Below are 26,320 nucleotides of genomic sequence, written 5' to 3'. Positions count from 1 at the left end.
TTGTCATCCCGGGCTTGACCCGGGATCTAAAACACGAACTGTTTTCCCACAAACAGTGAGAAGTCAATCAAGTCTCCTCGCGACACCCCACCGAAAAATCCACTCGGGTGTGTATACGTCAACTTGATTGAAGCTAGCCCATCTTCATACTGGTGTTTGAAAATAATATCATATTCTGCAACCAAGTTGCCAAACCGACCATTTCGTCCAAAATACGAACCTAGCCACACAGAAGAAGTGACGTCAGCACCATTATCACCCCCTCTGCTTTCCATCAGGCCTTCATTGTCAAGCCTTCCGCGTATTTTATCGTAGTCAGAAGAACCACCCTCATACAGCTGGAAACCAACCGCACCGCCGACAATTAAAAACGCTGGGCTAAAGTCCGCACCGACAAGGATTCGTTCTTGCAAATTCCAAAAGCTATAGCTCTTGCGACCGGCCTTAGACTCCAACCAAGCAACGTAATCTTTATCAAATTCACTGTCCCTGAGACAACGATGAGACGCGTCGCAACCAAAATGGAGAGAGCCGCCAAATACGCCTGCAGCCACATTCAAAAACAGTGGCGATAAAGTTCCCGCCATACGGTAAGTCAAACCAATGTTGCCACCAAAGGCATTCAGGTTTTCCAAATTGTAACCATCACCCGAATGTCCGTAAAACCCCGAAGCCGCCACAGACAATTCCTGCACAGAACTATCCGGAGAACTACGGTGCATAATCGGAGCAGGCATTAGCGCAGCCCCTATAGAATGCGTCGTCGGTTTCATGCACCCCGTAAACGCCACCGACAAGGCAGCCAACAGAATTAATTGTTTTTTCATATCATAGCTCCTAAAATTTGCGGTATGACAACAACCATACCGCATTGAAAAATAAGATTACCTGTTAGAATAAAGGCACTATTTTGCCAAAATTCTGTATACAAGACAAACCTCGTCTGTCTTGCCACTCCTAAAGACCAGCCTAGACGCGATTTTTTTGTAATTATGCGTAATTTTCGTATCTATGACATCTGAAAGAGAAATTTCTTTTACAACAAAGTCACCCTCTATTGTAGCAGAATCTTTCAAGTAATGCATTCCTGATAAATACGAATCAAAATACACGCCTGTTCCCTGGCAAGACCCCGGCCAATAATAAATCTGGAGTTTCTTATAGGATTCAAAGCTCTTTTCGCCTTTAAAATCCAAATAAGCTTCGCTACCTATTTTCTTAAAATCCAGTTCAGCCCCCATATTGGCCCCTTCAAGATAAGTCTCCACCGATGCAGACGGCGTCCATGAGGCAAACTTATACGCCTTCGGATACAATTCAATATCAGCGTTTTCATATTCCTTACCGGTATCTTCAACAGACTTCGTAAGCACCGGATTCGCAACCGTTACATTGCCTCCATCGGAATTCAACACCAGGCGAATCCAGTGATACTTTTTGAGCGAACCTTCATTTGCAGGGAGTTTCCAATGAACATGGTGCTTTTTGCCATCTACCGGAATAGACACCTCTTGCAATTGCAACTGCCCCGCACCCGATTTAGATTTCAGTAACAAAAGTTCCGCTTTCATCCAAGAGCCTTTCGTATTGTTAACCGTAATGTCAAAACCGACAGAAACGCCTTCCGGAAGGTCTTCGCCATTGTCAAATACGGCAACCTTGTGCCACCCGGCAGGCAAATCAAATGTCACATTTTTGTCGCTCTCAGTCGCTTCTGCATTATAATCGTAGCGGCCATAAGCGAAATACTTCTTCTGTACGTAGCCGCCCTTTCTCAGGAATTCAGGCATTTTCGTCTGATCCATGCAGTCGGTTCCCGGCTTGAAATACCAAGACAAATTTTCATTACGGAATTTCTTGCCAGCATAATCGTAGTCGTAATTAGCCAACTCACACAGGACTCGCCACATATCGACCTGCAAACCTCTGATAACGGCAGAATCAGCCTTCATATTCAACGGCAATTCAATATGTCTACCGCTAATCGGTTCGTTATAACGCGGGTGCGTTGCATCTACCGCATAAACGGCATTCGCAGAACTCTTTGCGCCCGGATTCGTGAAAGGGAACCCGGAATAATTTTGATAAAAAGCGCATGGTTCCGTAATGGAACTTATCCCGTTACATTTCAAATCCATCGCACTTGTTGTCGGAATAAAGGTACTATTCTTTTGGATCAAAGAATTTTCATCCCACCCCGTTGAAAAAGAAACAAAAAATTCAGTCATGTCATCCGGCATGGCTTTAATCATACCGTCACTCAAGCTATTATACATTGTTTCCGCAAACGGATAAGTACTTCCTTGAATAAAATCATAGAAGGCTTGTGCCGTACGCTTTTTTTCTTTAGCACCATCTAGATACTGATATTTTCTATTGTGGGCAATTGGGGTTTTGCCATCAAGGTAAGAATAAAGCCTACTTTCTGCACGACCGAACGGTGAACCGAATTTTTTTGCATGCCTGTTCAAAACAAAGAATGTGTCAGAATGCGCCGGAATAGCCCCTTTCAGCTGGCCTTGCGCAATAAGTACAGACGGAAATCCCTTGTATTCTGCAGCCTTGCGATATTCCCCAAAAAGGAATCGGTTAGGCGACGCATTCACCTCGTATGAATAATCGGAACAATCTTTATTCTTGCACATTCTCTCATACAGCAACAACCCGCTAGCACCAGGGCCATTAATCAAATCCCTGAAAGCCTCAGCTCCACCGGAACCACCATCTAGAGCCCAAAAATCAATCGTATAAAAAAGCGCAAGCGGCAAAATGGCTCCCTGGTGCGGCGAATCCAAAGACGAATACAGCCGAATCGGGGCGTCCGTCATCTTATTCCGTGCGATATCGTACAAGTACGAACCATAACGGCCCAAGATACCGCCCTGACTTACCCCAAGCACAACAAAACCATCTTGCAGTTTGTTATCAAATCCAAACCAGTATTCCGAATTAATCAAATGAAGCATTTTCGCAAAACTTTGAGAATTTTCCAACAGAGACCGTCTCACAGTTTGCGGGAATTGCACAAGAACGGGCGTGTAGCCCAATTCTACAAGCGGGTCAACAATGCCAAAACGTTCAACTTCGTCCTGCATTTCGCTTAAAGTCCGCATTCCATTTGTACTGAGGTAAATGCCATCAATCATCAGGAACGGGCGAACCAGGCTAAAGTGCATTTTTTTCGAGTCGTCTTTCCGCGGATTAAGGACCCTTATTCTCACCTTATCATATATCGGAAGCGCAGAACAAGGAAGACCTGTCAACGTAAATCCGCTATTTCTTGATTTTTTAATATCATATTTTGCCACACACATTGAATCCAATCCGTAATTTCCACTAAAGACCAAATCAATATGTTCCCTTGCCGTAGAAACTGAAAAACCAAGCAACAATGCCAAAACAAATAATACGAATCTCATTATTTCACCTCCACGAATAACGTCTGGTTAATGGTTACACCGCCTTCAGAGAGTCGAATTTTTACGGACTGCACGCCCGCCGATTCAAACTCCAGCAGCATTTCGGACTTTGGTTCTAGCGCCTGCCACTTATTTTTCGTATAAATTTCCACCTTCGGAAGCACACTTCTATTCGTGCAAACAAAATAGGGGTCATAGAAAATCTTGAGTCGAGATCCCCTCACAGTTGCCGACGGAACCCCCGCCTGCAGAATTCTTGCATTTTGTAACTGCCCTGCCTTACAAACGCTATCGTTACAGGCACGGTAAGCGTAATCCACATTGCCTATCAGCAAGGGCATTTCGAGATTATCCGTACCTGCGGCAGCCTCGTTTGCCTCGTAAAACAACCCCTTCGGATTCGCAATCACGCTATCACGCAAGCGATTCCGATCGATAAAGTACATGTTGTTGAACCAGCCATCGCGAGATTTTTGCGGAGTCAAATCGGTCCGGCCACAAAATTTTTGAATCTGATAATGTTCTAATTCACTCAAAACAAAATCAGCGCTAGTGGAATCTGCTATTTTACGACGTTTTTCTTCAGAATAGGCAGCAGACGTCATCGGCGCAGGCGTCGAGATGAATTTGCCTTCGCGGCGAGGGGTCCTCGGGTCCAAATCGCTGTATGGATAAGTCCACACTTCGGCAACCGAGCCGTTCGACACCGCGCAACTTACCGATACATCGTCAATAAACAGGGTCGTGTATTGATGCGCAGGAACATCAAAAAGCCCAACGCCTACATGCTTGACCGCCTTTGCGGAATTTCCGAGAAGTTCAGCGACAGCAATCTTCAGCGAATAAGTCTTATTGGCATCGAGATCAAAGAACTTCACGCCGCTATTGCCGAAATCGCCCACAAGCCAGATTCCGAACTTGCTTTTCTGCGTTGCGCGCACTTTGAACGCAACGTTCCCGGATTGGACGGTCAAGGGCAACTTGTCAAACGACAACAATCCCGTCCAATCCCCCGCCTTGTCCTTCATGCCGGACAATCGGATATAAGGCGGGGTAAGCGCCTCCGTTGAGCCCGAAAAATTTCCTCCTTGGCCGAGCACACCCCAGTTGGCGCTCCACTCCGGTGCTTCCGGGAACGTCATGCCAGCCATTTCCATTTTACCTGCTTCGCCATTTTTATACAGCGAAACATCATTACAAACTTGCGCAAAACTTGAAAGAGACAATACGGCCCCAATCAAGGCTGCACACCTTGACATCCTACTGATCATAGGACCTCCATTTTTAAAGATGTTTGTTAAGCTCCCTAGCACTCGCTAGGCCGCGATATAAAAAGCCATATAAAAACAAAGCATTAAACAGGATAAAAAATACACCTGTGGCTAACAGATGTATCTAAAAAACTATTTAATTGCTCCGAACCGAATTATAGATAAACAAATTTTTATTGTAAAGACGTCATTCGGAATTTTTCAAAAAAAGTGTATACAGCGTTTACACGGAATCCTTTTTCAGCTTCACATTCAGTTCCGTTCTATACACATCACCTTCTACGCGACCTTCATAACGATAGCATCCACTATACATGAGTTCCAGGCGTTTCTTGAAGGTCGAAAGTCCAAGACCGCTCGCATTCGGTTTCGCCTTGCGCGGAAAGTTACTATTCTCGCCCACAAAGCTAAGTTCATCCCCTTTCTGCACAATCTTGATATGGGCAAAGCTTTTACCGTCCGGATTTACGCAATGTTTCATCGCATTTTCCATCAAGGGCATCATCAGCAAGGGTTCCACTTGACAATCGGGATTTTCAAGTTCGTATTCAAATTTGAAATCAAATGAATCGTCATGTCTCAATTTTTCAAGTTCCGCATACTTTTCCAAAATACCCACATCTTCTTTAAGCGAAATATACTTGTCACCTGTCTGGTAAAGCATCACACGAATCAGCTGCGAAAGTTTCGTCATACTTGTTTCGGCAAGGCCAGGATCTATACGAATCAGGCTAGTAATATTGTTCAAGGTATTGAACAAGAAATGCGGCGAAAGCTGATTCTTCAAAAATTTGAGTTCGTATTCCAAAGTCGAGCGTTTTTTTTCACGCAAGATAAATGCCCTAATGATTTGTCTCGTAAACATCGAAATCAAAATGCACACAAAGCAGATAAGCGCAAGAGCTATCAGGAACACGAGTACAGTCCATAACGAAAAGTGTCCGCGTCCGGCGCCAGCACTAAAGCAATAGTTACTAAAGAAATCAACAATTCCTTCGTTTGCCTTGCGCTGGATCAAGAAATAGAAAACTTCGCGGCCTAATAGCGAAATAAAGAGTATCAACGCATTTCCCGCAAAGAACACCACATAGCGTTTTCTAAAGAAGCATTTTGGAACAAGGTAACGTTGGTTTACCAAGAAGGTCAAGAAAGTAGCCAGAAGTGGCAAATAGTAGGTTGCAAGGTTGATAAACGACACCTGAGTCATCGGATATGTCGGATCCAGCAACAATATTAGCGGGAACAACAGAATAAACATCCAAATGAGAACCATCAGCGCAAAAGTCGGAATCGGATACTGCGTGTCGTTCTCATCGCCCACGATTTCGATCAATTCCCGCTCATTTTTCTCGAATTGAGCCTCTTGAAGTTCCGCTAAACGTTCATAATTGCGGCGTAAAAAGGCCCTAAGGGCGGATTTCGCATATTTTGTCGTCATTTTTTCCTCTTGCGAATACAAAAATAGCCCTTATTGGGGCAAAAAAAAGGGCGTTATGACAAAAACATGACAAAAGTGCCGTTTTCTTTGACGAAATTCACAAATAACTTTTGCGAACAAAGGCGTAATCTATGACACTTCAAAATGCAAATGGAGGTAGATTTACGAATGTAAACGAAACAACAAGCAACGAGGTTGATATGACAAAGAATACACACGTTCATGACGACAGGGATGTCTATTTCCAGTACCTGAACGATATTTCCAAATATCCGCTGCTTACCAAGGAACAAGAAAAGGTTGTACTCGCGAAAGTTCGCGAAGGCAGCCGCGAAGCCATGGACCTGCTCGTCAAAAGCAACCTCCGCTTCGTCGTGAACATCGCAAACCTTTACAAAGGTCAGGGCATCGATGTAAACGAGCTCATCAACGAAGGCAACATGGGCCTCATTGAAGCCGCTCGCCGCTTTGACCACTCCCAGAAAATCAAATTCATCAGCTATGCCGTTTGGTGGGTTCGCCAGAACATCACCCGCGCCATCGCGGAACGCGGTCGACTGGTCCGCATCAGCGCCGAAAAGGAACTCGTGCTCCGCCGCTTCGCCAAGAAGGGTGGCGCCATGCACCAGGTCGTTGGCGGCGGTCTCATGCTAGACCCGAAGAGCCTCGAAGGCGTCAGCAAGTACAAAGCCGACGACATCGAAAAGATCTTGATGATGGGCAACAAGTCTACCTCTCTCGACGCCCCCGTTGGCGAAGATGGCGACATGACGCTCGGCGATACCATTGCGGCACAAGAATTCCGCACCGACGAACTTGCCGAACAAAACAACCGCTCCAAGCTCTTTAACAAGGCGATGAACAACAGCCTTTCCGCCCAAGAAAAGGAAATCATCAAGCTCTATTTCGGATTCAAGATGGATTCCGACCTGAACTTGAAGGAAATCGCACCGATGGTCGGCCTTTCCAAGGAACGCACCCGCCAGCTCAAGGATTCCGCGCTCGAAAAGCTCAGAAACGAACAGCTTGCCCGCGTTTTGAACGACGCCGCCTAATTTTGACCTTTTTTCTCTCTCTCCTTATATTAAAAACCGGCCTTTTGGCCGGTTTTTTCCGTTTTTATTAGTCAAGCAAACAAATGAAATTGTATTTTTAAAGCATGAATTTCAATATGCTGAACTTTCGAACCCTTTTTGTAGCCGGTCTTTCGGCTCTGTGCCTCACCACAAGCCCGCTTGCAGCAAGCGACAAGAAAGATCCTCCTGGCGATTTCTATAACGAAGTTTCGCGCCTGAACAAGGTGCTTTCCGAAGTCAACCGCAAATATGTCGAAGACGTGAATCCGACTGAGCTCACCGACGCGGCATTGAACGGCATCCGCAACATCTTGGACCCGCATACCACGGTGTTTTCGCCCAAGGACTACGAAAGCCTCAAGGTTTCGATGGAAGGCAAGTTCGGCGGCGTGGGCATCACCATTAGCCTCCGCGACAACATTTTGACCGTCATTTCACCGCTTTCCGGCACCCCGGCATTCCGCTTGGGCATTCGTGCCGGCGACCGCATCCGTAGAATCGACGGCAAGGACACCAAAGGCTTAAGCCTCGACGAAGCCGTGAACAAGCTCCGCGGTAAAATCGGCACCGACGTGACCGTTTCCATTGAACGCGAAGGCGTGCCCGATCTGATGGACTTTACCATTACCCGAGCCGAAATCATTGTACACGCCGTGCCCTACTACGGCATGGTCACCAAGGATATCGGCTACATCAAGCTCGCCACCTTTAGCGACAAGACCACGAGCGATGTCGAAAACGCCCTCAAGATTCTACAGAAGAGGGGCATGAAGAAGATTATTCTCGACATGCGCTACAACCCGGGCGGGCTCTTGAACCAGGCTATCGAAATCAGCGAATTGTTCCTGAAACAGGGCAACCTGATCGTGAGCACCCGTGGCCGCACCCAAAAGACCGAAAGCCACGCCCGCAAAAACGGCATCGTGAAGCCTGAAGTGCCGATGGTTGTTCTTTTGAACCAGGGTTCCGCAAGTGCTGCCGAAATTGTCTCTGGTGCTCTGCAGGACTGGGACCGAGCTCTGATTATCGGCAAGACATCCTTCGGCAAGGGATCTGTGCAGACGATTTTCCCGCTCGACAACCAGGGTAACGCACTGAAGCTTACGACCGCCTTCTACTACCTGCCCTTCGGACGATGCATCAACAAGCCCGAAAATGGCATCAAGGGCTTGAAGATCCTTGAAGAAGAATACGCCGACGAAGGTGAAGGCATGGCTGATTCGACCAAGAAAGACACCGCTAAAGTCGACACCTTCTACACGCACAACGGCCGCATGATGTTCGGCAGCGGTGGCATCACCCCCGACGTAGAAGTGGAACTTTCCCCCATGCCCTGGGTGGTGCAGGTACAGGAACGCATGGCTATGTACTTCAAGTTTGCCGTCAAGATCCGTCCGGACTTGGAAAAGAACAACGTGAAAATTGACGCCAACTGGGAAGTTCCCGACAGCCTGTTTACGCAGTTCCGCGACTTCTGCATGAAGGATACAAACTTCACGAAGATCAAGAGCAACGCACTGGTAGGCGTGGACCAGCTCGAAAAGAGCATTATCCGCGAACAGAACTACATGGGCGATAGTGCCAAGGTCGTGAGCGACACCGCTCTTGCCAAGCGCATAGCCGACATGCGCAAGGCTCTTGAAAACAACCGCAACGCCCAGTTTGACGAAAACAAGCAGTACATCAAGGACGGCATCAAGCGTGAACTCCTGACAGCGTTCATCAACGACTCTGTCAGCACCGCCTTCTCCCTGAAGCAGGACAAGCAGTTGAACGAAGCGATCAAGTACCTGAGCGACATGAACCTTTACAAAAAGGCAATCAGCGCTCCGTCCAAGAAAGCATCCAAGAAGAAGTAGGAATCCTTGATTACCGTCATGAACAGAATTGCAGAAAGTCTGGGTAAGTTTATCCGGAAGTTTCTGCATACGGTATTAAGCTACCTGCACTTTGTGTGGCAGCTTTTCAAGAACATTCCTGGTGCATTCAGCAACCTCCACACGACCGTGGAACAAATGCAACACGTGGGCATCACCAGCATTCCCGTGGTGGTGGCCGCCTCCCTTGCCACAGGTGCCATTATGGCCTGGCAGCTCGCCTACCAGTTTGCAGACATCATACCCCTGATGTTTGTGGGAATGGCCGTGGGTAAGTCCGTGATGGTAGAGCTCTGTCCGATTCTTACTGCAATGGTACTTGCAGGCCGAATTGGAGCATCCATGTGTTCGGAACTGGGCACCATGGCTGTCACCGAGCAGCTCGATGCATACAAAGTATTAGGACTTAGTCCCTACAAGTTTTTGCTTGCACCGCGCCTGATCGCAACCATCATCATGCTTCCGACCCTTACGATTATCAGCATCTTTATCGGTATCGTAGGCGGTTACGAAGTGGCGCACCTTTACAAGGACGTGTCATTCGCCGTATTCTTCTACGGTGTACGCATGTTCTACCAGAACTGGGACTTGGTCGTGGGCCTGATCAAGGCAACCCTTTACGGCTACTTTATTGCAAGCTACGCCTGCTTCTTTGGCTTTACCACCCATAGCGGCGCCGAAGGCGTAGGCAAGAGCACCAAGGCCACTGTGGTTGCCGGCATGACGAGTATTTTGATTGGCGGTTTTGTCCTTTCGAAACTGCTGTTGCTCTAATGGACAATTCCTATCGCATTAAGCGCAAAAAACCGGTCTGCGGGAAAGATCCCGAAGACATTAGCGTGCTGCTGCAAATGGTTCTAGACAAGGCCCACATCACCGATGAAATGGCACTTGAAAAGCTGTCCGAAGGCCTTGAAACTATCGTGGGTCCACTCATAAAACCGCACGTTCAAATCGTCAAATTCGAACGCAATATTTTGACGCTAAAGTGCGGTAGTTCCGCATGGAAACAAGAACTTTTTTTGCAAAAAAAAGCTATTATTGACAAGTGTAATTTATTGCTTGGAAAGCCCTCTGTTAAGAACATTCTTTTCGTTTAAAAGCATGTTAAAAAGGCCCACGAGCATCAAGAATTTAGAAGAAGAAAACAAGGTAAAAAATGGCAGAAGAATCTGAAGAAATGAAAAAGGCCGAAGAAGATTACAGCGGCTCTAGCATTACCGTTTTGGAAGGCCTCGAAGCCGTGCGTGTACGCCCGGCTATGTACATTGGCTCGACAGACATCCGTGGTCTCCACCACCTGGTTTGGGAAGTGGTCGATAACTCCGTGGACGAAGCTTTAGCCGGATTCTGCACTCACATTGAAATTGCCATTTTGCCGGGTAACGGCATCCGCGTGACCGATAACGGTCGTGGCATTCCGACCGACATTCACCCCAAGGAAAAGGTGGGCACCATCCAGGTCGTGATGACTAAACTCCACGCCGGTGGCAAGTTCAACAATAGCTCTTACAAGGTCTCTGCCGGTTTGCACGGCGTGGGCGTGAGCTGCGTGAACGCTCTTTCTAACAAGCTCGTTGTTACCGTGCGCCGCAACGGCCGCGTGGTTCAGCAGGAATTTTCTAGAGGCGTTCCGTGCGGTCCGCAGGTGGACCTCGGCGAAAGCGACGGCACGACCGGTACTTCCGTTGAATTCTACCCAGACGATACGATTTTCAGCGAAACCGTTTACGTGTATGACACGCTCGCTACGCGTTTCCGCGAACTCGCCTTCCTCATGAGCGGTCTTCGCCTGACGCTTACCGACGAACGCGATCCCGAAAACAAGAAGACTGATACATTCTGCTATCCGGGTGGCGTGTCTGAATTCGTGCGTTACGTGGACGAACACCGCACCAAGCTGTTCCAGGACCCGATTCATCTGGTGCTCCCCGAAGGCCAGTATCCTTTGGAAGTCGCCATGTGGTACAACGACGGCTACCAGGAAAACTTCTTTAGCTTTGTGAACAACGTGAACACCTACGATGGCGGTACGCACGTGACAGGCTTCAAGACCGCCCTCACCCGCGTCATCAGCAAGTTCGCACAAGAAATGCCCAAGGGCAAGAAAGACATTCAGATTACCGCAGACGACATTCGCGAAGGCTTGACTGCCGTGATCGCCATCAAGGTCTCGCAGCCGCAGTTCGAAGGTCAGACCAAGCGCAAACTCGGCAACTCCGAAATCGCAGGCTACGTTGCCTCCGCTTTCGGTGCAAAACTTGAAGAATACTTCCAGGAAAATCCGGCGGCAGTCAAGATTATTTTGGACAAGGTTTACAACGCCGCCGTGGCCCGCGAAGCGGCCCACAAGGCACGCACGCTCGCCCGCCGCAAGAACGTTCTCGAAAGCGGCGGCCTGCCGGGCAAGCTCGCCGACTGTTCCAGCCGCGACCCCAAGGAATGCGAACTGTTCATCGTGGAAGGTGACTCTGCAGGTGGTTCTGCAAAGATGGGCCGTAACCGCGAGTTCCAGGCCATTCTCCCGTTGCGCGGTAAGATTTTGAACGTGGAAAAGGCAAGCCTCCACCGCGTGCTCGACACCGAAGAAATCCAGAACCTGGTGAACGCCATCGGTTGCGGTCTCGGTACAGAATGCAAACTCGAAAAGCTCCGCTACAACAAGATCATCATCATGACCGATGCTGATGTGGACGGTTCTCATATTCAGACTCTGCTCCTCACGTTCTTCTTCCGCTACATGCGCCCGCTCATTGACGAAGGTCACGTGTTCCTCGCCATGCCGCCTCTGTTCAAGCTCAAGGTCGGCACCAAGGAAACGTACTTGTTTGACGAAAACGACAAGGACGAAGCCATGGCCAAGCTCGAAGACAAGAAGAACGTGACGGTTAGCCGATTCAAAGGTCTTGGTGAAATGTCGCCGGAACAGCTTTCCGAAACGACCATGGATCCGACCAAGCGATTCCTCAAACAATGCTACGTGGAAGACGCTGTGGCGGCCGACCAGATTTTCAGCATGCTTATGGGCGAAGATGTGGAACCGCGTCGCAAGTTTATCGAAACGAACGCCTACAAGGTCTTGAACGACTTGGATGTGTAAGGTAATGGCTCCGACTAAGGCAGATTTTCAGACCGTGCTGACTCAAGCACGCACACTTGTCCAAGAACAATTGAAACTTACCGAAAATGTCATTTTCGGTGTTGCTAAGAATGCTCCTGCTGGAATAAGCGAGCGATTAGAATCCTTGTTCCAACGTAAAGGCAAGCGAATTCGATCAACACTTCTCTGCCTGCTTGCACAAAGTGGTTCTCAAAAGCCCGATCCTCTGCGCGTGGCACATGCTTGCGCTGGCATTGAACTGCTGCACTTGGCAAGCCTTGTGCACGACGACATTATCGATGGCACCGATATTCGCCGTGGACAGAAAACAGCACACAAGGAATGGGGCACGCAGGTGGCGGTGCTCATTGGCGACTATGTTCTTTCGCAGGCCATGCAGTGCGTGATTGATGAAGAATCGCACGACATTCCGACCGTACTTTCCAAGGCCGCAGACAAATTAATCGCCGGCGAAATCTTGGAGCTGGATCAGTCCGGTAACATGCGTCTTTCGTTCGAAGAATACGACCGCATCATTGACGGGAAGACAGCCTCCCTGATTGCGGCGGCAGCACGCATCGGAGCAATCCTTGCCGGATTCGACAAAGAAAACACCGACAAGTGCGCCCAAATGGGTAGCCATTTCGGAATTGCATTCCAGATTGTCGACGACCTTTTGGACTACGGTTTTGGCAGCAAGAATCTGGACAAGGCCAAGTTCACCGATTTAGGCAATGGACTGATTACTCTTCCGCTGCTGTACTATTTTGAAAGTTGCAACGCACAGGAACGCTCCGACATGGAATCGCTCATCGCAAAGGCGGACCAGCCCGACATTCCCGAAAAGATCATCGAGAAATTGAACGAAAAGGACGCATTCAAAAAGGCAAAAGCTTGCGCCCAAGATCATCTTGAAAAGGCTCTTGTAATTGCACAAGGTCTGCCGAACTCGACGTTCACAGATGAAATCATCCAGATGTTTTCGTCAATGGACAACCGTGGCAATTAGCTCTTGACAACGTCGGCGGCTAATTCTATATTTCCGCCCAAACCTGGGGATATAGCTCAGTTGGTAGAGCGACAGGTTCGCAATCTGTAGGTCATGGGTTCGACTCCCACTATCTCCATAAAAAAGCAGGATTTAGTCCTGCTTTTTTTTCGTTTTTAAAATTCCCACTTGAAGCCAACTTTCAGTTCTGAAAGAATACTGTTTTCCGGATAGACTCCCTTATAATATTTGGGCAAGCTGTAATGCTTGTAGAATTGTTCTACGCCCAAATAGAGAGTCAACGCATTCGGCTTCCAGTAAAGCATGGTTCCCCAGACACCGCTGAATTTACACATTTTTTTGTAATCGCTATCAGGACCATCCAGGACAATACCATAAAACAGATTGAGCCTAGCCTCAAGCGTTATATTGCGTTTGAATTTGTAAGACACTTGCGAACGGAGGGTTGGTCCAAACCATTTGGCGAAATACTTGGGAATAGCCACACTAACAGATGACGTCGTATCCTTAAAATCATTCATCTGCGCCCAATACATGGAATCCAGCTTTCCGATATTCCAGTTATAACATTCCGGTCCGTAGGTTTCCAGACAAACCTGCATCGGGTTTTGCCATTCCCCGTACATAGGATAATATTCCCACTGATTCGGATACTCCCGATTCCATTCATCTTCTTGTTCCTTTTCATCAATCGCATTCTTATACGACTCGATATAGCTCACAAGATCAACTGCGGAATCCGCTTCGAACCGGGCACCAGCATAAACGGACCAATTCAATCCATAGGGAACGGTCCTGTGCCAGGAACCATACAACGCAAACGAAAGCGGCCCATCGGGATCATAGTAGCCCCAGACCGCCGCCCCAACACGCTGCTTTTCAAACCGATAAAAATCGCGTTCCACCCATGCATAAAAATTTGGCGAAACGTAAGCCCCCTCGACAACCTTTATATCCGCCCCCACATCGACCATCAAGGATTTTCCGACCAAGGAATATTCAAGCCCCACCGAAATATTCCAGTCATTCGTATCAAGCACGGGCATGTCATCGTTCGCCACAAACCAGTCGCCCGAAAAACCTACCCCAAAGGAATGTATCCAATCGCCAGCCGAATAATCAACAAAAGGAGTCAGAGAAAAGAAGATATCTCCACCGGTTTCACTGACTTTCTCTACACCGCCATATTCGTTATAATGCAAACCGTAAAAACCGATATCACCCAAAAAACGTAGCGACCACGGATTCTTTTTTTTCTCAGTCGTGTCAAGGGCTTTATAGTATTCATCGATAATTTCACGAATTTCTTCTGTATAGGGGCCAGGAATCTGAACCGCTTCTTCGAAGGCTGCTAGGGCGGCCGACACATCACCGGCTTCTTCAGCCTTCATTGCACGGAAGTACACAGATTCTTGCGTCTCGGCAAAAAGCAGAGACGTAAGCAACAGGAGCACTACTGCAACGAAGCGCATCTAGGGATGTGGATGATACATCGGCTTCATTGGATACATGGGATTCATTGGAGCCGGCCCCGGACCATGGGGCATTTCTCGCATCGGGTTCATTTGATGAGACTCTGGGTGCTCATAAAAAGGACGACGTTCGCGAGATTGATTTTTCGGGATTTCCCCCTCAAAGCGAGGCTTTTCGTCCCGTTTTTTCGAGACTTCCTGGCGGATATTTTTCTTTTCGGCGGAGGAACTGTTGCGCAAGTCCCTAAGAATTTGCTCTCGGGCAGCACGACGTTCTGCGCGCAATTTTTGCCAATCTGCGCTTTCCTTTGCACCGAGATTGGGCATTTCTCGCGAAATTTCCATTTTCTCGGCGGGGGTCGGGACAGAAGACTCCGGACGCGCAGAAGACGGAACAGCGTAGCTAAGCGCTGCAGCCATCATAATTGTCGTTATGAGAGTAGTCTTTTTCATACTCAATCTCTTGCAAATTCCGTGCCAACCATCTTTTAGGCTATAATAAATATATAAAACTATTTCTTATAGTCTTCCTTTTTCATACCCAATCTTTCCATAATTTCGCGCAGAACCTTGCGGTCGATGCCCAAAATCGTCGCTGCGAGCGTCAGATTCGCATTACTGTCGGAAAGAGCCCTGCCAATTACTTCGCGTTCCACGATTTCGCGGGCTTCTTTAAGCGTACGCGGCGACTCCTTGGCCTGCGCCTGGACATCGCCCAGGCCCAAATCGGCAGGCTGGACTACTCCATGCACCGCCTGAACCAAAGCCTTCTGGACCTTGTTTTCGAGTTCGCGCACGTTACCCGGCCAGTGGTAGCTGAGCATCGCCTTTTCGGCGTTGCGGCTCAAGTGGAATTTTCCACGACCGTATTCCGCCCCATAGCGGGTCAAGAATTCTTCGGCCAGGAGCACAACGTCTTGTCCGCGGTCTCTCAAGGGCGGCATTTCTACCGGCATCACCTGAATGCGGAAATACAGGTCTTCCCTGAAACGCTTCGCCTTGACCGCTTCTTCCAAGTCTACATGCGTTGCACTAATGATGCGCACGTTCACCGGAATTTCGCGGTTGTCGCCCACGCGGGTAATGTGCTTTTCTTGCAACACGCGCAAGAGCTTCACCTGCATGTTCATGGGCAGTTCCCCGATTTCGTCAAGAAAAATCGTTCCGCCATCGGCTTCCTCAAAGAATCCCTTGCGGGTTTCAATAGCGCCCGTAAACGAACCCTTGGCATGTCCGAACAAAAGAGATTCCATCAAGTGTTCCGGAATGGCGCCACAGTTGACAGCGACAAAGGGTTTGTCTGCACGGGGGCTATGCCTGTGGATATAGCGGGCAATGACTTCTTTACCGGTTCCCGTTTCGCCACGGATAATTACCGGCATCGGAAGTTCCGCTAATTTATCTGCAAGCGCAATCAAGGAGGCCATCGCCTTGCTCGAATACACAATGCCGTCTTTGCGAATGACATTACGCAAGACATTCAAGGATTCCTTGTCGCGCAAGCGATCGAAGGCGGCAAAGGCAAACTTCTCGCACACCATCACGAACGAATCGAACAAGGCACTGTCGTCTTCAGTAAACGGTTCTTCGCGGGCGGCTCGCTGCAAGTACAGGTAACCGGCTTCGCTTTCGGGCGTGCGGAACGGCGACACCATAATGCTTGTCAGCTGGTTCTGCACAATAGACTTCGAAAGGTCGGCGGTATCGTCATCGAGTTGATTCCACACCACAGCCTTCTTTTCGAGCTTGGCCTGCTTTACTGCAGAAATAGAAATCGCAACTTGTTCGGGATTGCTCAAGTGGATTGCATTTTCGCCACCGGTATCGAGAACGGCGGCGTCGGCATGCAACACATCCTTGGCCACTTCAAGAATTTTCACAAAAAGCGATTCCGGCTGGACTTCGTCCAACAGGATTCTTACGACATCGAGCATTTTTTCTGTAGCTAGCATCGATTCTGACTTCATGCGAAACCTCTTTCTTAACTATTCCGATACAGGTGTCGGCAAATCCCTCAGTACCGCAGGCGGAAGCGTATCAGGGGCAGATTTTTCGCGATTTTCCAAGCCCGACTCAACCGATTCCAAACTTCTGGATTTCTGAAGCAACAAATTTCCCGTTTCGTCGATATCGGGACCTTTTGTCCCAATCAAGACGAAAAACACCACTGCAATTAATATAAGTCCAAAAAGGGCTAAAACCGCAATTTTTAAGGTGTTTTTTTTGTTTCCGTTATCGTTTTGGCTGTACGGGAAAGCGCTTTTTCGCTCCGTCGGGAATTTTTTTCCCATTTTTTCGGGCAAGGCTTCGACGGCATATTTTTGCAAAGCAGTCTGGACGGTTACCTCCCCCACGCCGATTGAATCGAGAGCGATTTCCAGAAGTTCATCAAGTTCGTCAAAATCCTCGGCGCGGTTTTCCAGGGATTCGCGCAGCAAGGCCTTCCACAACGGCTCCAGCGCCGAAAGTTCCTGCGGCTTGCAGCACTCCAAGTCATAAAGCCGCGAAGAAATATCCACGCCTTCGATAGCCTGGGCCTGGGCCGCAAGTTCATTGTAAACATTCGATTCAAGCAAGGGGGCACCTGCAATCCAGCGGAACAAAAGCATCCCCAGGCTGTAAAGATCACTCTGCATACTGGCAGGCCTGCCCTGAAAGCGTTCCGGCGCCGCATAGGCCAAGGCGCCCGGGCCCACAATGCCACAGTCAATCATATATGTCTGCAAGCTATTGCCGGACTTGCAAAGCAAAACATTCGAGGGATTGATATCGCCGTGATGGATATTTTCTTTATTCAGGGCATCCAACGTCTGCACGACTCCACGCAACAGCTTCAACGCCACCGCTACCGGCATCGCCGGAACGTCTGCCGAACTCACGCCGTCAATAAAATCATAAATCAAGTACGGCGTATTGTCGCGAACGCCCGATTCACGGACTCGGTAAAGCCCGGGAATGTTCAAGTGTTTAAGGCGGTCAGCAACAGAATCCTCAAAACGGCAACCGGAATGGTACCACTTTAAGGCATAAAAGTCTTCGCCACAGGCAAGTTCGTAAACATCGGCTTCGCCACCTTGGTGCAACAAGGCGCAGTCACACGCCTTGTCCAGAATGCTCGCCGTAGACTTTTCGCTTTTTACGCTCATAGTCTACCCGAAAGTACCATCGACTTCAAGGAATCTTCGGCAACCTGCGTCCAGTAAATCAGGGAGCTGTTCGTGGGCGCCTTCTGCAAGCCCGCAGACCAAGTATCCCAGGCCGATTCCACATCGCCTTCTTCCCAGTAGATATTTCCGAGGTTAATGTATGCCGAAATGAATCCGGGTTCACGGGTCACGATATGGATGAATATGTTCTTTGCGCTATTCAGATTACCAGGAGCACTGCTCCGGGCAAGAATCAAGCCCTTCAAGTTATAGCTAAAATAGTTCAAACTATCCAGTTGTATAGATTTATCCAATAAGGGCAACACATTTGCAGACGCATCTTGATTCAACGTAGCGCGGGCCAAGTAGAACAAGCAAGTCGAATAATTGGCATCGATGCTTCCGCTGCTATCAAGGCCGTAAAGGATCTTGAATTCGCGGGCGGCGCGACTCCAACGAACAAACGAGGAATCGTTGAAACGGTCCGCTTGTTCCGCTTCGGCATAGAACGAAAGCGCAAGCCCGTAACGGGCATCGCGGTTGGCCGGTTCAACATCCAAGGCTTTCGAGAAATTCGTAATAGCGCGTTCATAGTCGCCAATACGCAAGGCGTCGTTTCCACGTTTGATGTCGTCATTGACGCAAGACATCAAAGACAAGGTGAACAACAGCACCCCTATGTAGCACACACGCCTAAGCATAGCCTAAATATATAATAAAATCAATAAAAAAAGAACCTTGGCATAAACCAAGGTCCTTGAAAATCAATCAAGTAAGAAATTACTTGTCGAGTTCACGCTGAGCGACAACGTTACCTTCGGCGTCGATGGCGCGGATAACGTTTTCATCGCGCTGGAGGGTCAGGACGGCCTTTTCGCCAGCAGCGGTGGTGATTTCAGCAGTCATAGAACCGTCAGCGTTCTTGACAGCAGCAATGGTGTTGCCCTGAGCGTCCTTTTCATAGTAGGAGTCGCCAGCAGCGAGCGGGTTGGAGCCAGTCCAGAATTCGACAGTGTTCAGGACGAGGAAGTCCACGAACGTAGCGATACCGTAAACCGGGATCACCCACATAGCGAAGTGAACGATGGAGTTGAGCCACTTGTTACCAAGAGAGCCGTTCCAAGAGAGCAGCTTGTTGAAGCATGCGTACTTGCCATAGCAGCCGGAAAGAACAATCATGCCGGCGCAGAGAAGGGTAATGATACCTTTTTTCATTTTATTAACTCCTTAAGGGTTGTTTATCGTTTTCTTACGATGACAGAAATATAACTAAAAAATGATTCTTTGGTGATAAACATCATAAAAAAACTCATTTTTTGATTTTTATCACACTCCCGTTTTGTTTACTTTTGTTTACAAGAATTCTCCTTTTTCCTTTTTTTATTCCATTTTGGACTATCTTTGCGACCGTCATTTCCGTGATTTTTTTCACTTTTCTCTTTTTTTTGTTATTTTAATGTTCAAGTATTCATGACGATAGGTAAGAAAGGAGAGTTGTTCATGGGTTTGATGACGAATAGAATTATGCATTCCATTCTCGCAGTGGCTATTGCATCTACCGCAGCGATAGCAGCTAAAGCGAAGCCGCTTACTGTGTGGATTATGCCCAACGGTGCCTCTCCGCAAGAAATTCTCGAAAAAAGACTTGAAATCTACTCCAAGAAGACCGGTATTCCGACCAAGGTCGAAGTGCTTGACTGGGGTGAAGCCTGGACCCGTATTTCGCAGGCCCTTGCCGGCCAGCAGCCCGCACCGGATGTCCTGCAGCTCGGAACCACCTGGATTCCGTATTTCGCATCGCGTAAAGAAATCAAGCCCCTGAATGAAAACCTCTCGACAATTCAGCCCGAAAGATTCGTTCCTGTCAGCTGGAACACGACGCATATCGACGAAGACACGACCATTTACTCCGTCCCATGGTTCATCGACATTCGCCCGGTCCTTGCCAACAAGAGGATTCTCGCCGAACACGGCATCACTCGCGATTCCGTCAGGACATACGAAGGTTTCAAGAACGCTATCCGCAAAATCAACAGCAAAGATGAAGTTCTTGACGATGGCGCCCACGTAAAGGGTTTCGCCTTCCCCGGCAAGAGCGACTGGAACATTCCGCACAATTTTGCCCCCTGGATTTGGAGCAACGGCGGTTCATTCATCAAGAAAGATGAAAACGGCAAGTGGCATGCCAATATTCTTTCCAGGGAAACCCTTCTCGGCATTTCCAGTTATCTCCACTTTATCATGGATACACTGGTCAATCCCGAAGCCTTGCAGACCAACACGGCCCAGATTGCCCAGCAGTTCAACAACGGCGAACTCGCCTTTATCGTAAGCACTTCAGAAATCGTCATGCAGACTCGTTTCCACGGAAGCATGGGAGGCCTTTCAAACGCCCGTATCGGTAGCGACAGTATCATGGTACTTCCCATTCCCAAGGGCAAAGTTGGAAGCGTAAGCTTTATCGGCGGTTCGAACCTAGCCATTCCGGCAAGCAACAAGCGTAAAGAAGCTTTCGATCTCTTGCTTTTCTTGACCGAAGACGAAAACCTGGACGCCTATACCAAGCAGATTGGCTTTTTGCCGCCATCTAGAAAGGTTCTGCAGGAATGGGCCAAGGATGAAGACTACAACATTCTTGTTCGCGCCCTTGAAACCGGTCGCGCCTACATGGCCATTCCGGAATGGGGTGAATTGGAACAGTTGCTCGTCGCCATGTTCAGCGCCATCTGGGAACAGATGGAAATACCGTCGCTCTATTCCGAAGACAAGCTGTACGAGACTTTCCAGCAGTACACCGCAGAAATCAACAAGAAGTTGAACTACCCGACAAACAGCATGATGACCGCTGCCGAATTCAAGGCCGCCTGGAACAAGATCAACGAAGAGCAAACGCCTGTGGTTGAAGTCGCCAAGGATTCCACGAACGGAGTCGTCGACGACAACATGAAGACAGCCCCCTTCGTATTCGCCGTCATGCTTATCCTCGGGTTCCTGTTCGCCTTCCTCCGCAAGCGCAAGAAATAACCAGCCTTATGAAGTAACGTTTTATGCCTACACACACGATATCAGGTTTTTCGCGAAGCATCGTCTTCAAGGTGCTTATCGTTTTGATTTTCTCCATGACTCTCGTGGTCACGGGGAGCATCTTCATATTCACCTCGAAACAGACACACCTGATGTTGGAGTGGAGCTTCAACAACAACGAATCGATGCTCACGCAGATTGGCAACATGGCGTCAAGCGAAATGAAGCAGTTCGGCGACCGCCTAACGCTTCTTTCCAAGACTTCTGAAATCCAGAGCCTAGACCCCAATACCGCCGCAAGCTACCTCAAGAGCTATAGCATTTCGTCGCTGTTCATTTCGGGCGAAACAGTTACTTTGTACGACAGAGAAAACTCGTTTATTTGCGACAATTCCATGGTCGGCATTCCAACAGAAAGCCCCTACCCCATTGATTTTTCGCGCATTACTCCGCACCGCCCTTACTTGACGCCCTGGTTTAGGGAAGCAAAGGATGCACCCCCGAAGCGTCTGTTCGGCATTAGCATTACAAACAAGTCTAGTTCCAGCGGATACCTGCTTGCAGAATTCTCACTTCGCAGACTTTGGACGAACTTCCCTAACTATAAAATTGGTAGAAACGGATTCCTGGTCGCCATTAACGGTCAAGGAGAAATTCTGTACCACCCCGACTTAAAGCGTTGGCTTACAGATACACACAAGATCAACGAACTTGGATTTACAGAAATTGATCCTCGCAACTATGATGTCAAGAAAGCTCAGTTCCAGAAGCTTTACGACAACGAGCAGTATCTTGTTAACTACTACTTTGATTCTAACACCGATTTTGGTCTCTTTGCCTTCCAGCCGAAAAGCGAAATTGACGACCTGATTTCTTCGGCAACGCAGGCAAGCATCGCCATTCTCGTGATTTCAATTCTGATAATCTTCCTTGTCGCCGCATGGATGTTCTATACGCTTGGACTTCCGCTGAACCGCATGACCAGGCACATCCGCCAGATTAGTGAAGGGAACCTCGATGTCGACGAAATCAACATGGGCAACCGCACAGACGAACTGGGTCAATTGAGCAACGCGTTCAATTCCATGCACGACACCATCAAGCGCCAGATTAAAGAACTGAATGCCCATAGAGAAATCTTGGAACAGGAAGTCAAGGAACGTACCAAGGATTTGGAACAGGCCAACAAGAAACTGGAACTGATTTCGAAGACCGACGAACTGACGGGACTTCCGAACCGCCGCGAAATGAACGAAACCATCGCAAACGAAATGGGTCGTTCTGCCCGCACGCATAAGCCGTTCTGCTTCATCTTTATTGACATCGACCACTTCAAGAATATCAATGACACCTACGGGCATGCTTGTGGCGACATTATCCTGAAGTCGGTTGCCCAGACGATTCGCGGTCTTTTGCGCAAATACGACGTATTCGCCCGCTATGGCGGAGAAGAATTCTTGACTCTGTTACCCGAAACGGACCTCGAAGGGGCTAGAGTAGTCGCCGAACGTTTCCGCAAGCAGATCGAAAAGATGACCGTTCGCTACGCGGACTTCACCATCAAGATTACGATTACGCTCGGTGTAGCCAGATTTGACGACCGCCTAGGCGCAGACCGTAGTATCCAAATGGCAGACAAGGCGCTTTACCAGGGCAAGGAAGGAGGCCGTAACCGCGTGATTGTGTGGAGGCCCGAATGGGTGACCGAAGCCGACTACGAGGCTGCCGCCATTGAACTTGCCGCCTTGAAAAAGGATGCCGAAAAGCCCAAGGGCGAAAACTTCCAGCTGAGTCTCGACTATATCGAAGACCATCCGCTCAAGCAGGCCGCAGAAGCAGCAGAAGCTGCGGAACGCGAAGAAGGCGAGGATGATCGCAATGAAGAAAATCCTCCCGAAAAGGAAGAAAAGCAGGGCTAGCATTCGCCACAATTACCGGCGCCAACTTCTAAACATAAAAACACCGCCTTAAAAGCGGTGTTTTTTATCGGGATGACTGAATTCGAATCAGCGACCTCTTGAACCCCATTCAAGCGCTCTACCAGGCTGAGCTACATCCCGTTGGTTCATTGGTGGGTCAAAATTAGATAAAAGTGGGCTTTTTTGCAAGGCTAAAGCCCCAAAAAAGCCGTTTTTTTACTTCCAGAAGCCCACAATCAACACGTCAGGCGTAGCCTTCGGGTACTTTTTGCTCTTGAACGAAACAATCTTCCGGATACTCTGTTGCTTGAGTTCCCAGCCTTCGCGGGAAAGGCCCTTGGTCGAAAGCGTCACCTTAAGTCCAGGAACCTTGCCGCCCTCTGTAATCTTGTCAAATTTATCGACATTCAGCATCACTGGTTTGGCGGACACGGAAAACTGCTTGGCAGATTCAGCTTCCAGAGCGATATCAGGACGAGCCTTCTTGTCGGTTTCCCAAATATAGAACGACCATTCACGTTTTTCGCCCTTGGCATAATAGCCGGCATCAAAGAGCTTTTCACTAAAGACAAACGGAACCTTCACGATGCCATCCATGTTGGCAAGATAAGGCTTGCCGGTTGTATCGACAAGCACGACCACCGGATTGATTTGGCCTTCCATTTCAGAAGAGTTGAAATCAAATTCGATTTTGACGGTACCCTTGGCAGGAATCTTGTTCGGGTACTTGAAGTTCGACATGCCGTTACCCTGGCCGAACACATTTTCAAGAACGATTTCTTTGTCCGTAATATTAGCACCCTGCAAAACGATATGCTTGGTATCGCCTTGGTTCAACATGCCGATGGGGTATTTTTCGGGAACAAAGCGGATTGCCTCGTCGGCAAAAGCAGCCGTCGAAAAAGCCAAAGCCGCTGCCAAAACTGTAGGAATGATTTTGAAAGTCATGGTATGAATATAGAAAAAAATACTAGCTAGAGATTCTTGCAAGCAACTGGCACATTTCCGCATAGCTTTCAACCGTATTTTCGGGCTTAAGCGGGAGCAGGTTCACCGGCTTTCCGAACCCGCAGAACAGCGTAATGCAGTCGACTCCGGCGTTGCGGGCGGCCAGAATGTCGGGCTGGTCGTCACCCACCATCACCGTTTCGGCGGGAGAAACCCCTGCGGATTCCATGATTTTCAACAGGCCCGCGGGGCTGGGTTTGCGTTCGGGCGTGGTGTCGCCGCAGAGCACGAATTCAAAGCGGTCGCGAAGGTGGAAATGTTCCAGCAACTTGAATGTCGGGCGCTCCGGCTTGTTGGTAAGCATGGCCACGCGGGCAGTCGTATTGCGCAGGAATTCGACAACGCCCGGATTCGGGAGCGTGCGCTCGGTGCAGTGTTCCCAGTAAAAATCCGAATAGACCTCGTGAACCATTTCGACTGTAACGCCCGTGCGGGCAATGATTTCCGGGAGGGCCGCCTCCCCCATACTCCGCTCGATCAGCTTCATGGAGCCGTTCCCGATAAAGGTCCGCACCCGCTGTTCGTCATGTTCCGGCAGGCCGAAATGGCGCAGCGCAAAGTTCACCGCCACGGCAAGGTCGCCGAGGGTATTGAACAGCGTGCCGTCCAGGTCAAAAACGATGAGGGATTTCTTTTGGAGCATAGCGCGCCCAAATGTAGAAATTTACCGCAAGAATTCCATTTCAACCAAGAAACGGTAAAAGCAAAGCGCCGACACGCCCAAAATGAACACCAGCACGATTACAAACTGCACCGGGTGCTCCCGGAAACTGTAATCCGCCTTGCCGTAGGAGAACTGCCCACGGACAATCGCGCTTATGAAAAGCGCAAGGAATATTAATGCTAGCAGAAGGGACATGAAATTTCGCGTTATCGGGATTTCAATAGTAGCTTATTATTCCCTTGGAGGCCGTCGTTGTCGAAGCGGACGGTGGGATTCTCGCCGTTCTTGAAGGCATCTTCACTTTCGTAGAGGGAAAGTGCCACGGAAACGCCCGGCTGGGTTACAACATTCGCCACACCAGGTGTCTTAAAGAAGAAAATCTGCGAACTACCGTCCTTGAAGGTCCCCTTGGGAATGAGGAGGGGCACGCCAATTTGTGCGAGGGCCTTGCCCGTACTATCGACAAATTCCGCCACCATGTAGACATCGAAGAAGCAAGGCGCTACGCCCGTATTCTTGACGGTAATGTTCAACGTACTCGTGGTATCCTTGGCACCTGCGACAGTCACCAGTTCCGCTTGCGTCACGGTAAAGTTGTACCCGATGACCTTGCTCATGGAATCGGCCAGCGCCTTGTTGTCCTTGTAGAAATAGTAACCGCAGTCGTTATCCTGGTCCAGAACGTAGTAAGTCAGGTGCGCCGTAGTAATCGCATCCACCCAGCGTTCCGCAGTCCACTTCTGGGTGCCTCCGGGAATCAGGTCGTCATTGGCCAGCATCGTCCTGTAACCGGCGATGTTTTCGGCGATGGTCGGGAGGTTCGCATTGTAAGCCCGCAGCAAGGTATCCGGCCTGCCGGGAATGCCAATGAACCCGTCGTCGCGCTTGGTAATGCCGAGGTCGAGCGCATGCGTATAGACATCGCCAAAACCGTTGGAGGGCAGCACCAGCTGGGTCTTCTTGAACACGGACGCATAATAGTCCAGCATGTCCTTCAGCACCGAGTCGGCGGGCATCACGCTCCCCAACATGTGCGAGGTGTGCCATTCGCCCCATTCGCCAAAGGTGCGGACATCGATGTATTCGATACGCGGGTCGCCGTCGTATTTTTCGGCCAGGGCCTTCGCGAAATCCTTCGCCGCTTGCAAATAAATCGGGTCATCCCAGACGGGAGCATACGCATGGAAATCCGTCCCCCGCAAGTCAATCTGGATTTTTTTCGCGCCCATCTCATAGACAAAGGGCGGAGTCCAGTCGTAATCCTCTTGGGGCGGGAAGTCGCTCTTGATAAACGAAGGCGTGTACGGCAGCACGCGCAGGGCGTAAGTCATATTGTGCTCGGCAAGTGCGTTCAGCAGTTTTTCCAGTTCCGTCCAGTCATAAACGCCCTTTGCGGGGTTCAGCTTGTTCCACTGCTGGTAGCCGGAACCATACGAGACCAGGTCCCACGCCCTGTTGTTCAGGGAACCGTAAGGACCGTATTCAAATTCCGGGACAAAAGTCCACGCGCCACCCGTCGGCACCGTGAAGCCCTTGTGCGGGTTAGAAAGCGGCCCAGCGAAAGGCCTGAGCGCGTAGGTGATTTTGGTAGTGTCTGCAGAAGGAACCGAGAATGTGTCTTTCTCGTCATTGCGAGAACTCGAAGAGTTCGTGGCAATCCATGACGAACTACTTGAAAAAATGTCTGCCGACGAACTCGACTCTTCAACGGCGCTGCTTTCTGTATTCTCGGGTCCGGAGCCGCTCGAATCATCGCCACAGGCGACAAACAGTGCCACTGCAGCCATCAGAGCAATTTTTCCAAGGTATTTGCTGAAGGGTTTCGCCATATTTTAAGTATAATAAAAAAAAGTCAATTTTTTTAATAATTTTTATTGGAAAAGGTAAATTTTTTGAT

The 26,320-nt window shown here is 49.1% G+C and carries 22 protein-coding genes and 2 tRNA genes; 9 read left to right on the top strand and 15 right to left on the bottom strand.

Translation table 11 applies throughout. The annotated features are described in order from the left end of the window. Nucleotides 1-26 precede the first annotated feature (26 nt). From B7988_RS02740 to B7988_RS02725, 4 genes are all read right to left on the bottom strand, one after another. Nucleotides 27-827: a hypothetical protein gene (locus tag B7988_RS02740; RefSeq protein WP_073321063.1), complete on the bottom strand. Its 801-nt coding sequence runs from the start codon at nt 825-827 to the stop codon at nt 27-29. 78 nt (nt 828-905) lie between these two features. After that, on the bottom strand, nt 906-3,419 hold the full coding sequence (locus B7988_RS02735; protein ID WP_088656738.1) for a hypothetical protein: 2,514 nt from the start codon (nt 3,417-3,419) through the stop codon (nt 906-908). Next, on the bottom strand, nt 3,419-4,690 hold the full coding sequence (locus B7988_RS02730) for a hypothetical protein (protein WP_141225533.1): 1,272 nt from the start codon (nt 4,688-4,690) through the stop codon (nt 3,419-3,421). The genes B7988_RS02735 and B7988_RS02730 overlap by 1 nt, the downstream gene beginning before the upstream one ends. A gap of 223 nt (nt 4,691-4,913) precedes the next feature. Continuing rightward, nucleotides 4,914-6,128 carry a sensor histidine kinase gene (locus B7988_RS02725; RefSeq protein WP_088656736.1) on the bottom strand — a complete coding sequence of 405 codons (1,215 nt, stop codon included), beginning with the start codon at nt 6,126-6,128 and terminating at the stop codon, nt 4,914-4,916. Nucleotides 6,129-6,328: 200 nt separating this feature from the next. Here B7988_RS02725 and B7988_RS02720 point away from each other — a divergent pair, with 200 nt between their 5' ends. The 7 genes from B7988_RS02720 (at nt 6,329) to B7988_RS02690 (ending at nt 13,308) form a co-directional block, all read left to right on the top strand. After that, nucleotides 6,329-7,183 (top strand): sigma-70 family RNA polymerase sigma factor, encoded by an 855-nt coding sequence (locus tag B7988_RS02720; protein ID WP_073321054.1) that lies wholly within the window; start codon nt 6,329-6,331, stop codon nt 7,181-7,183. Nucleotides 7,184-7,299: 116 nt separating this feature from the next. Beyond that, nucleotides 7,300-9,063 (top strand): S41 family peptidase, encoded by a 1,764-nt coding sequence (locus B7988_RS02715; RefSeq protein ID WP_249268812.1) that lies wholly within the window; start codon nt 7,300-7,302, stop codon nt 9,061-9,063. An 18-nt stretch (nt 9,064-9,081) separates the two neighbouring features. Continuing rightward, nucleotides 9,082-9,855 (top strand): ABC transporter permease, encoded by a 774-nt coding sequence (locus B7988_RS02710; RefSeq protein WP_249268811.1) that lies wholly within the window; start codon nt 9,082-9,084, stop codon nt 9,853-9,855. Then, entirely contained in the window at nt 9,855-10,181 is a 327-nt protein-coding gene (locus B7988_RS02705; RefSeq protein WP_073321047.1) for a DUF721 domain-containing protein, read from the top strand. Before B7988_RS02710 ends, B7988_RS02705 begins: the two co-directional genes overlap by 1 nt. 59 nt (nt 10,182-10,240) lie before the next feature. Then, on the top strand, nt 10,241-12,181 hold the full coding sequence (gene gyrB / locus B7988_RS02700; protein ID WP_088656734.1) for a DNA topoisomerase (ATP-hydrolyzing) subunit B: 1,941 nt from the start codon (nt 10,241-10,243) through the stop codon (nt 12,179-12,181). A gap of 4 nt (nt 12,182-12,185) precedes the next feature. Continuing rightward, nucleotides 12,186-13,190, top strand: a complete 1,005-nt coding sequence (locus B7988_RS02695) for a polyprenyl synthetase family protein (protein WP_088656804.1) — start codon at nt 12,186-12,188, stop codon at nt 13,188-13,190. Between the two features lie 45 nt (nt 13,191-13,235). Next, nucleotides 13,236-13,308: transfer RNA gene (locus tag B7988_RS02690), tRNA-Ala, on the top strand. A gap of 37 nt (nt 13,309-13,345) precedes the next feature. Here B7988_RS02690 and B7988_RS02685 read toward each other — a convergent pair. The 6 genes from B7988_RS02685 to B7988_RS02660 form a co-directional block, all read right to left on the bottom strand. Continuing rightward, nucleotides 13,346-14,662 (bottom strand): hypothetical protein, encoded by a 1,317-nt coding sequence (locus tag B7988_RS02685; protein WP_088656733.1) that lies wholly within the window; start codon nt 14,660-14,662, stop codon nt 13,346-13,348. After that, complete coding sequence (locus B7988_RS02680) at nt 14,663-15,115, bottom strand: hypothetical protein (RefSeq protein WP_088656732.1); 453 nt, start codon at nt 15,113-15,115, stop codon at nt 14,663-14,665. It lies immediately after the preceding gene. A gap of 59 nt (nt 15,116-15,174) precedes the next feature. Then, nucleotides 15,175-16,629, bottom strand: coding sequence for a sigma-54 dependent transcriptional regulator (locus tag B7988_RS02675; RefSeq protein ID WP_073321039.1), 1,455 nt, complete (start codon nt 16,627-16,629; stop codon nt 15,175-15,177). Nucleotides 16,630-16,647: 18 nt separating this feature from the next. Further along, nucleotides 16,648-17,808: a serine/threonine protein kinase gene (locus tag B7988_RS02670; RefSeq protein ID WP_088656731.1), complete on the bottom strand. Its 1,161-nt coding sequence runs from the start codon at nt 17,806-17,808 to the stop codon at nt 16,648-16,650. Next, complete coding sequence (locus B7988_RS02665; RefSeq protein ID WP_088656730.1) at nt 17,805-18,509, bottom strand: tetratricopeptide repeat protein; 705 nt, start codon at nt 18,507-18,509, stop codon at nt 17,805-17,807. Before B7988_RS02665 ends, B7988_RS02670 begins: the two co-directional genes overlap by 4 nt. 79 nt (nt 18,510-18,588) lie before the next feature. Continuing rightward, on the bottom strand, nt 18,589-19,023 hold the full coding sequence (locus tag B7988_RS02660) for a DUF3332 family protein (RefSeq protein WP_088656729.1): 435 nt from the start codon (nt 19,021-19,023) through the stop codon (nt 18,589-18,591). A 285-nt stretch (nt 19,024-19,308) separates the two neighbouring features. On the opposite strand from B7988_RS02660, the gene B7988_RS02655 reads away from it, so the two are divergent. Then, the gene (locus B7988_RS02655) at nt 19,309-20,832 is read left to right on the top strand and encodes an extracellular solute-binding protein (protein WP_073321030.1); all 1,524 of its coding nucleotides are present in this window, start codon (nt 19,309-19,311) and stop codon (nt 20,830-20,832) included. 23 nt (nt 20,833-20,855) lie between these two features. Beyond that, nucleotides 20,856-22,751: a sensor domain-containing diguanylate cyclase gene (locus tag B7988_RS02650; RefSeq protein WP_088656728.1), complete on the top strand. Its 1,896-nt coding sequence runs from the start codon at nt 20,856-20,858 to the stop codon at nt 22,749-22,751. 67 nt (nt 22,752-22,818) lie between these two features. Here the strand turns inward: B7988_RS02650 and B7988_RS02645 are convergent. From B7988_RS02645 to B7988_RS02625, 5 genes are all read right to left on the bottom strand, one after another. Further along, nucleotides 22,819-22,892 (bottom strand) — tRNA-Pro (locus B7988_RS02645). A 75-nt stretch (nt 22,893-22,967) separates the two neighbouring features. Continuing rightward, complete coding sequence (locus tag B7988_RS02640; protein ID WP_073321023.1) at nt 22,968-23,699, bottom strand: hypothetical protein; 732 nt, start codon at nt 23,697-23,699, stop codon at nt 22,968-22,970. Nucleotides 23,700-23,721: 22 nt separating this feature from the next. Then, on the bottom strand, nt 23,722-24,402 hold the full coding sequence (locus B7988_RS02635; RefSeq protein ID WP_088656726.1) for an HAD-IA family hydrolase: 681 nt from the start codon (nt 24,400-24,402) through the stop codon (nt 23,722-23,724). Nucleotides 24,403-24,423: 21 nt separating this feature from the next. Continuing rightward, nucleotides 24,424-24,618 (bottom strand): hypothetical protein, encoded by a 195-nt coding sequence (locus tag B7988_RS02630; protein ID WP_073056062.1) that lies wholly within the window; start codon nt 24,616-24,618, stop codon nt 24,424-24,426. A gap of 11 nt (nt 24,619-24,629) precedes the next feature. Beyond that, nucleotides 24,630-26,252 (bottom strand): beta-galactosidase, encoded by a 1,623-nt coding sequence (locus B7988_RS02625; protein WP_088656725.1) that lies wholly within the window; start codon nt 26,250-26,252, stop codon nt 24,630-24,632. Between the last annotated feature and the right edge of the window lie 68 nt (nt 26,253-26,320).

The organism is Fibrobacter sp. UWB1 (assembly GCF_002210325.1).
Lineage (GTDB): Bacteria > Fibrobacterota > Fibrobacteria > Fibrobacterales > Fibrobacteraceae > Fibrobacter.
The sequence above is the reverse complement of the archived record's forward strand: the minus strand, read 5'-3'. Positions and strand labels throughout refer to the sequence as shown.

Excerpts from the sequence above, each read along its gene's own strand:
- B7988_RS02740 (WP_073321063.1), bottom strand. The coding sequence starts at position 827 with ATGAAAAAACAATTAATTCTGTTGGCTGCCTTGTCGGTGGCGTTTACG.
- B7988_RS02735 (WP_088656738.1), bottom strand. The coding sequence starts at position 3,419 with ATGAGATTCGTATTATTTGTTTTGGCATTGTTGCTTGGTTTTTCAGTT.
- B7988_RS02730 (WP_141225533.1), bottom strand. The coding sequence starts at position 4,690 with ATGATCAGTAGGATGTCAAGGTGTGCAGCCTTGATTGGGGCCGTATTG.
- B7988_RS02725 (WP_088656736.1), bottom strand. The coding sequence starts at position 6,128 with ATGACGACAAAATATGCGAAATCCGCCCTTAGGGCCTTTTTACGCCGC.
- B7988_RS02720 (WP_073321054.1), top strand. The coding sequence starts at position 6,329 with ATGACAAAGAATACACACGTTCATGACGACAGGGATGTCTATTTCCAG.
- B7988_RS02715 (WP_249268812.1), top strand. The coding sequence starts at position 7,300 with ATGCTGAACTTTCGAACCCTTTTTGTAGCCGGTCTTTCGGCTCTGTGC.
- B7988_RS02710 (WP_249268811.1), top strand. The coding sequence starts at position 9,082 with ATGAACAGAATTGCAGAAAGTCTGGGTAAGTTTATCCGGAAGTTTCTG.
- B7988_RS02705 (WP_073321047.1), top strand. The coding sequence starts at position 9,855 with ATGGACAATTCCTATCGCATTAAGCGCAAAAAACCGGTCTGCGGGAAA.
- gyrB (WP_088656734.1), top strand. The coding sequence starts at position 10,241 with ATGGCAGAAGAATCTGAAGAAATGAAAAAGGCCGAAGAAGATTACAGC.
- B7988_RS02695 (WP_088656804.1), top strand. The coding sequence starts at position 12,186 with ATGGCTCCGACTAAGGCAGATTTTCAGACCGTGCTGACTCAAGCACGC.
- B7988_RS02685 (WP_088656733.1), bottom strand. The coding sequence starts at position 14,662 with ATGCGCTTCGTTGCAGTAGTGCTCCTGTTGCTTACGTCTCTGCTTTTT.
- B7988_RS02680 (WP_088656732.1), bottom strand. The coding sequence starts at position 15,115 with ATGAAAAAGACTACTCTCATAACGACAATTATGATGGCTGCAGCGCTT.
- B7988_RS02675 (WP_073321039.1), bottom strand. The coding sequence starts at position 16,629 with ATGAAGTCAGAATCGATGCTAGCTACAGAAAAAATGCTCGATGTCGTA.
- B7988_RS02670 (WP_088656731.1), bottom strand. The coding sequence starts at position 17,808 with ATGAGCGTAAAAAGCGAAAAGTCTACGGCGAGCATTCTGGACAAGGCG.
- B7988_RS02665 (WP_088656730.1), bottom strand. The coding sequence starts at position 18,509 with ATGCTTAGGCGTGTGTGCTACATAGGGGTGCTGTTGTTCACCTTGTCT.
- B7988_RS02660 (WP_088656729.1), bottom strand. The coding sequence starts at position 19,023 with ATGAAAAAAGGTATCATTACCCTTCTCTGCGCCGGCATGATTGTTCTT.
- B7988_RS02655 (WP_073321030.1), top strand. The coding sequence starts at position 19,309 with ATGGGTTTGATGACGAATAGAATTATGCATTCCATTCTCGCAGTGGCT.
- B7988_RS02650 (WP_088656728.1), top strand. The coding sequence starts at position 20,856 with ATGCCTACACACACGATATCAGGTTTTTCGCGAAGCATCGTCTTCAAG.
- B7988_RS02640 (WP_073321023.1), bottom strand. The coding sequence starts at position 23,699 with ATGACTTTCAAAATCATTCCTACAGTTTTGGCAGCGGCTTTGGCTTTT.
- B7988_RS02635 (WP_088656726.1), bottom strand. The coding sequence starts at position 24,402 with ATGCTCCAAAAGAAATCCCTCATCGTTTTTGACCTGGACGGCACGCTG.
- B7988_RS02630 (WP_073056062.1), bottom strand. The coding sequence starts at position 24,618 with ATGTCCCTTCTGCTAGCATTAATATTCCTTGCGCTTTTCATAAGCGCG.
- B7988_RS02625 (WP_088656725.1), bottom strand. The coding sequence starts at position 26,252 with ATGGCGAAACCCTTCAGCAAATACCTTGGAAAAATTGCTCTGATGGCT.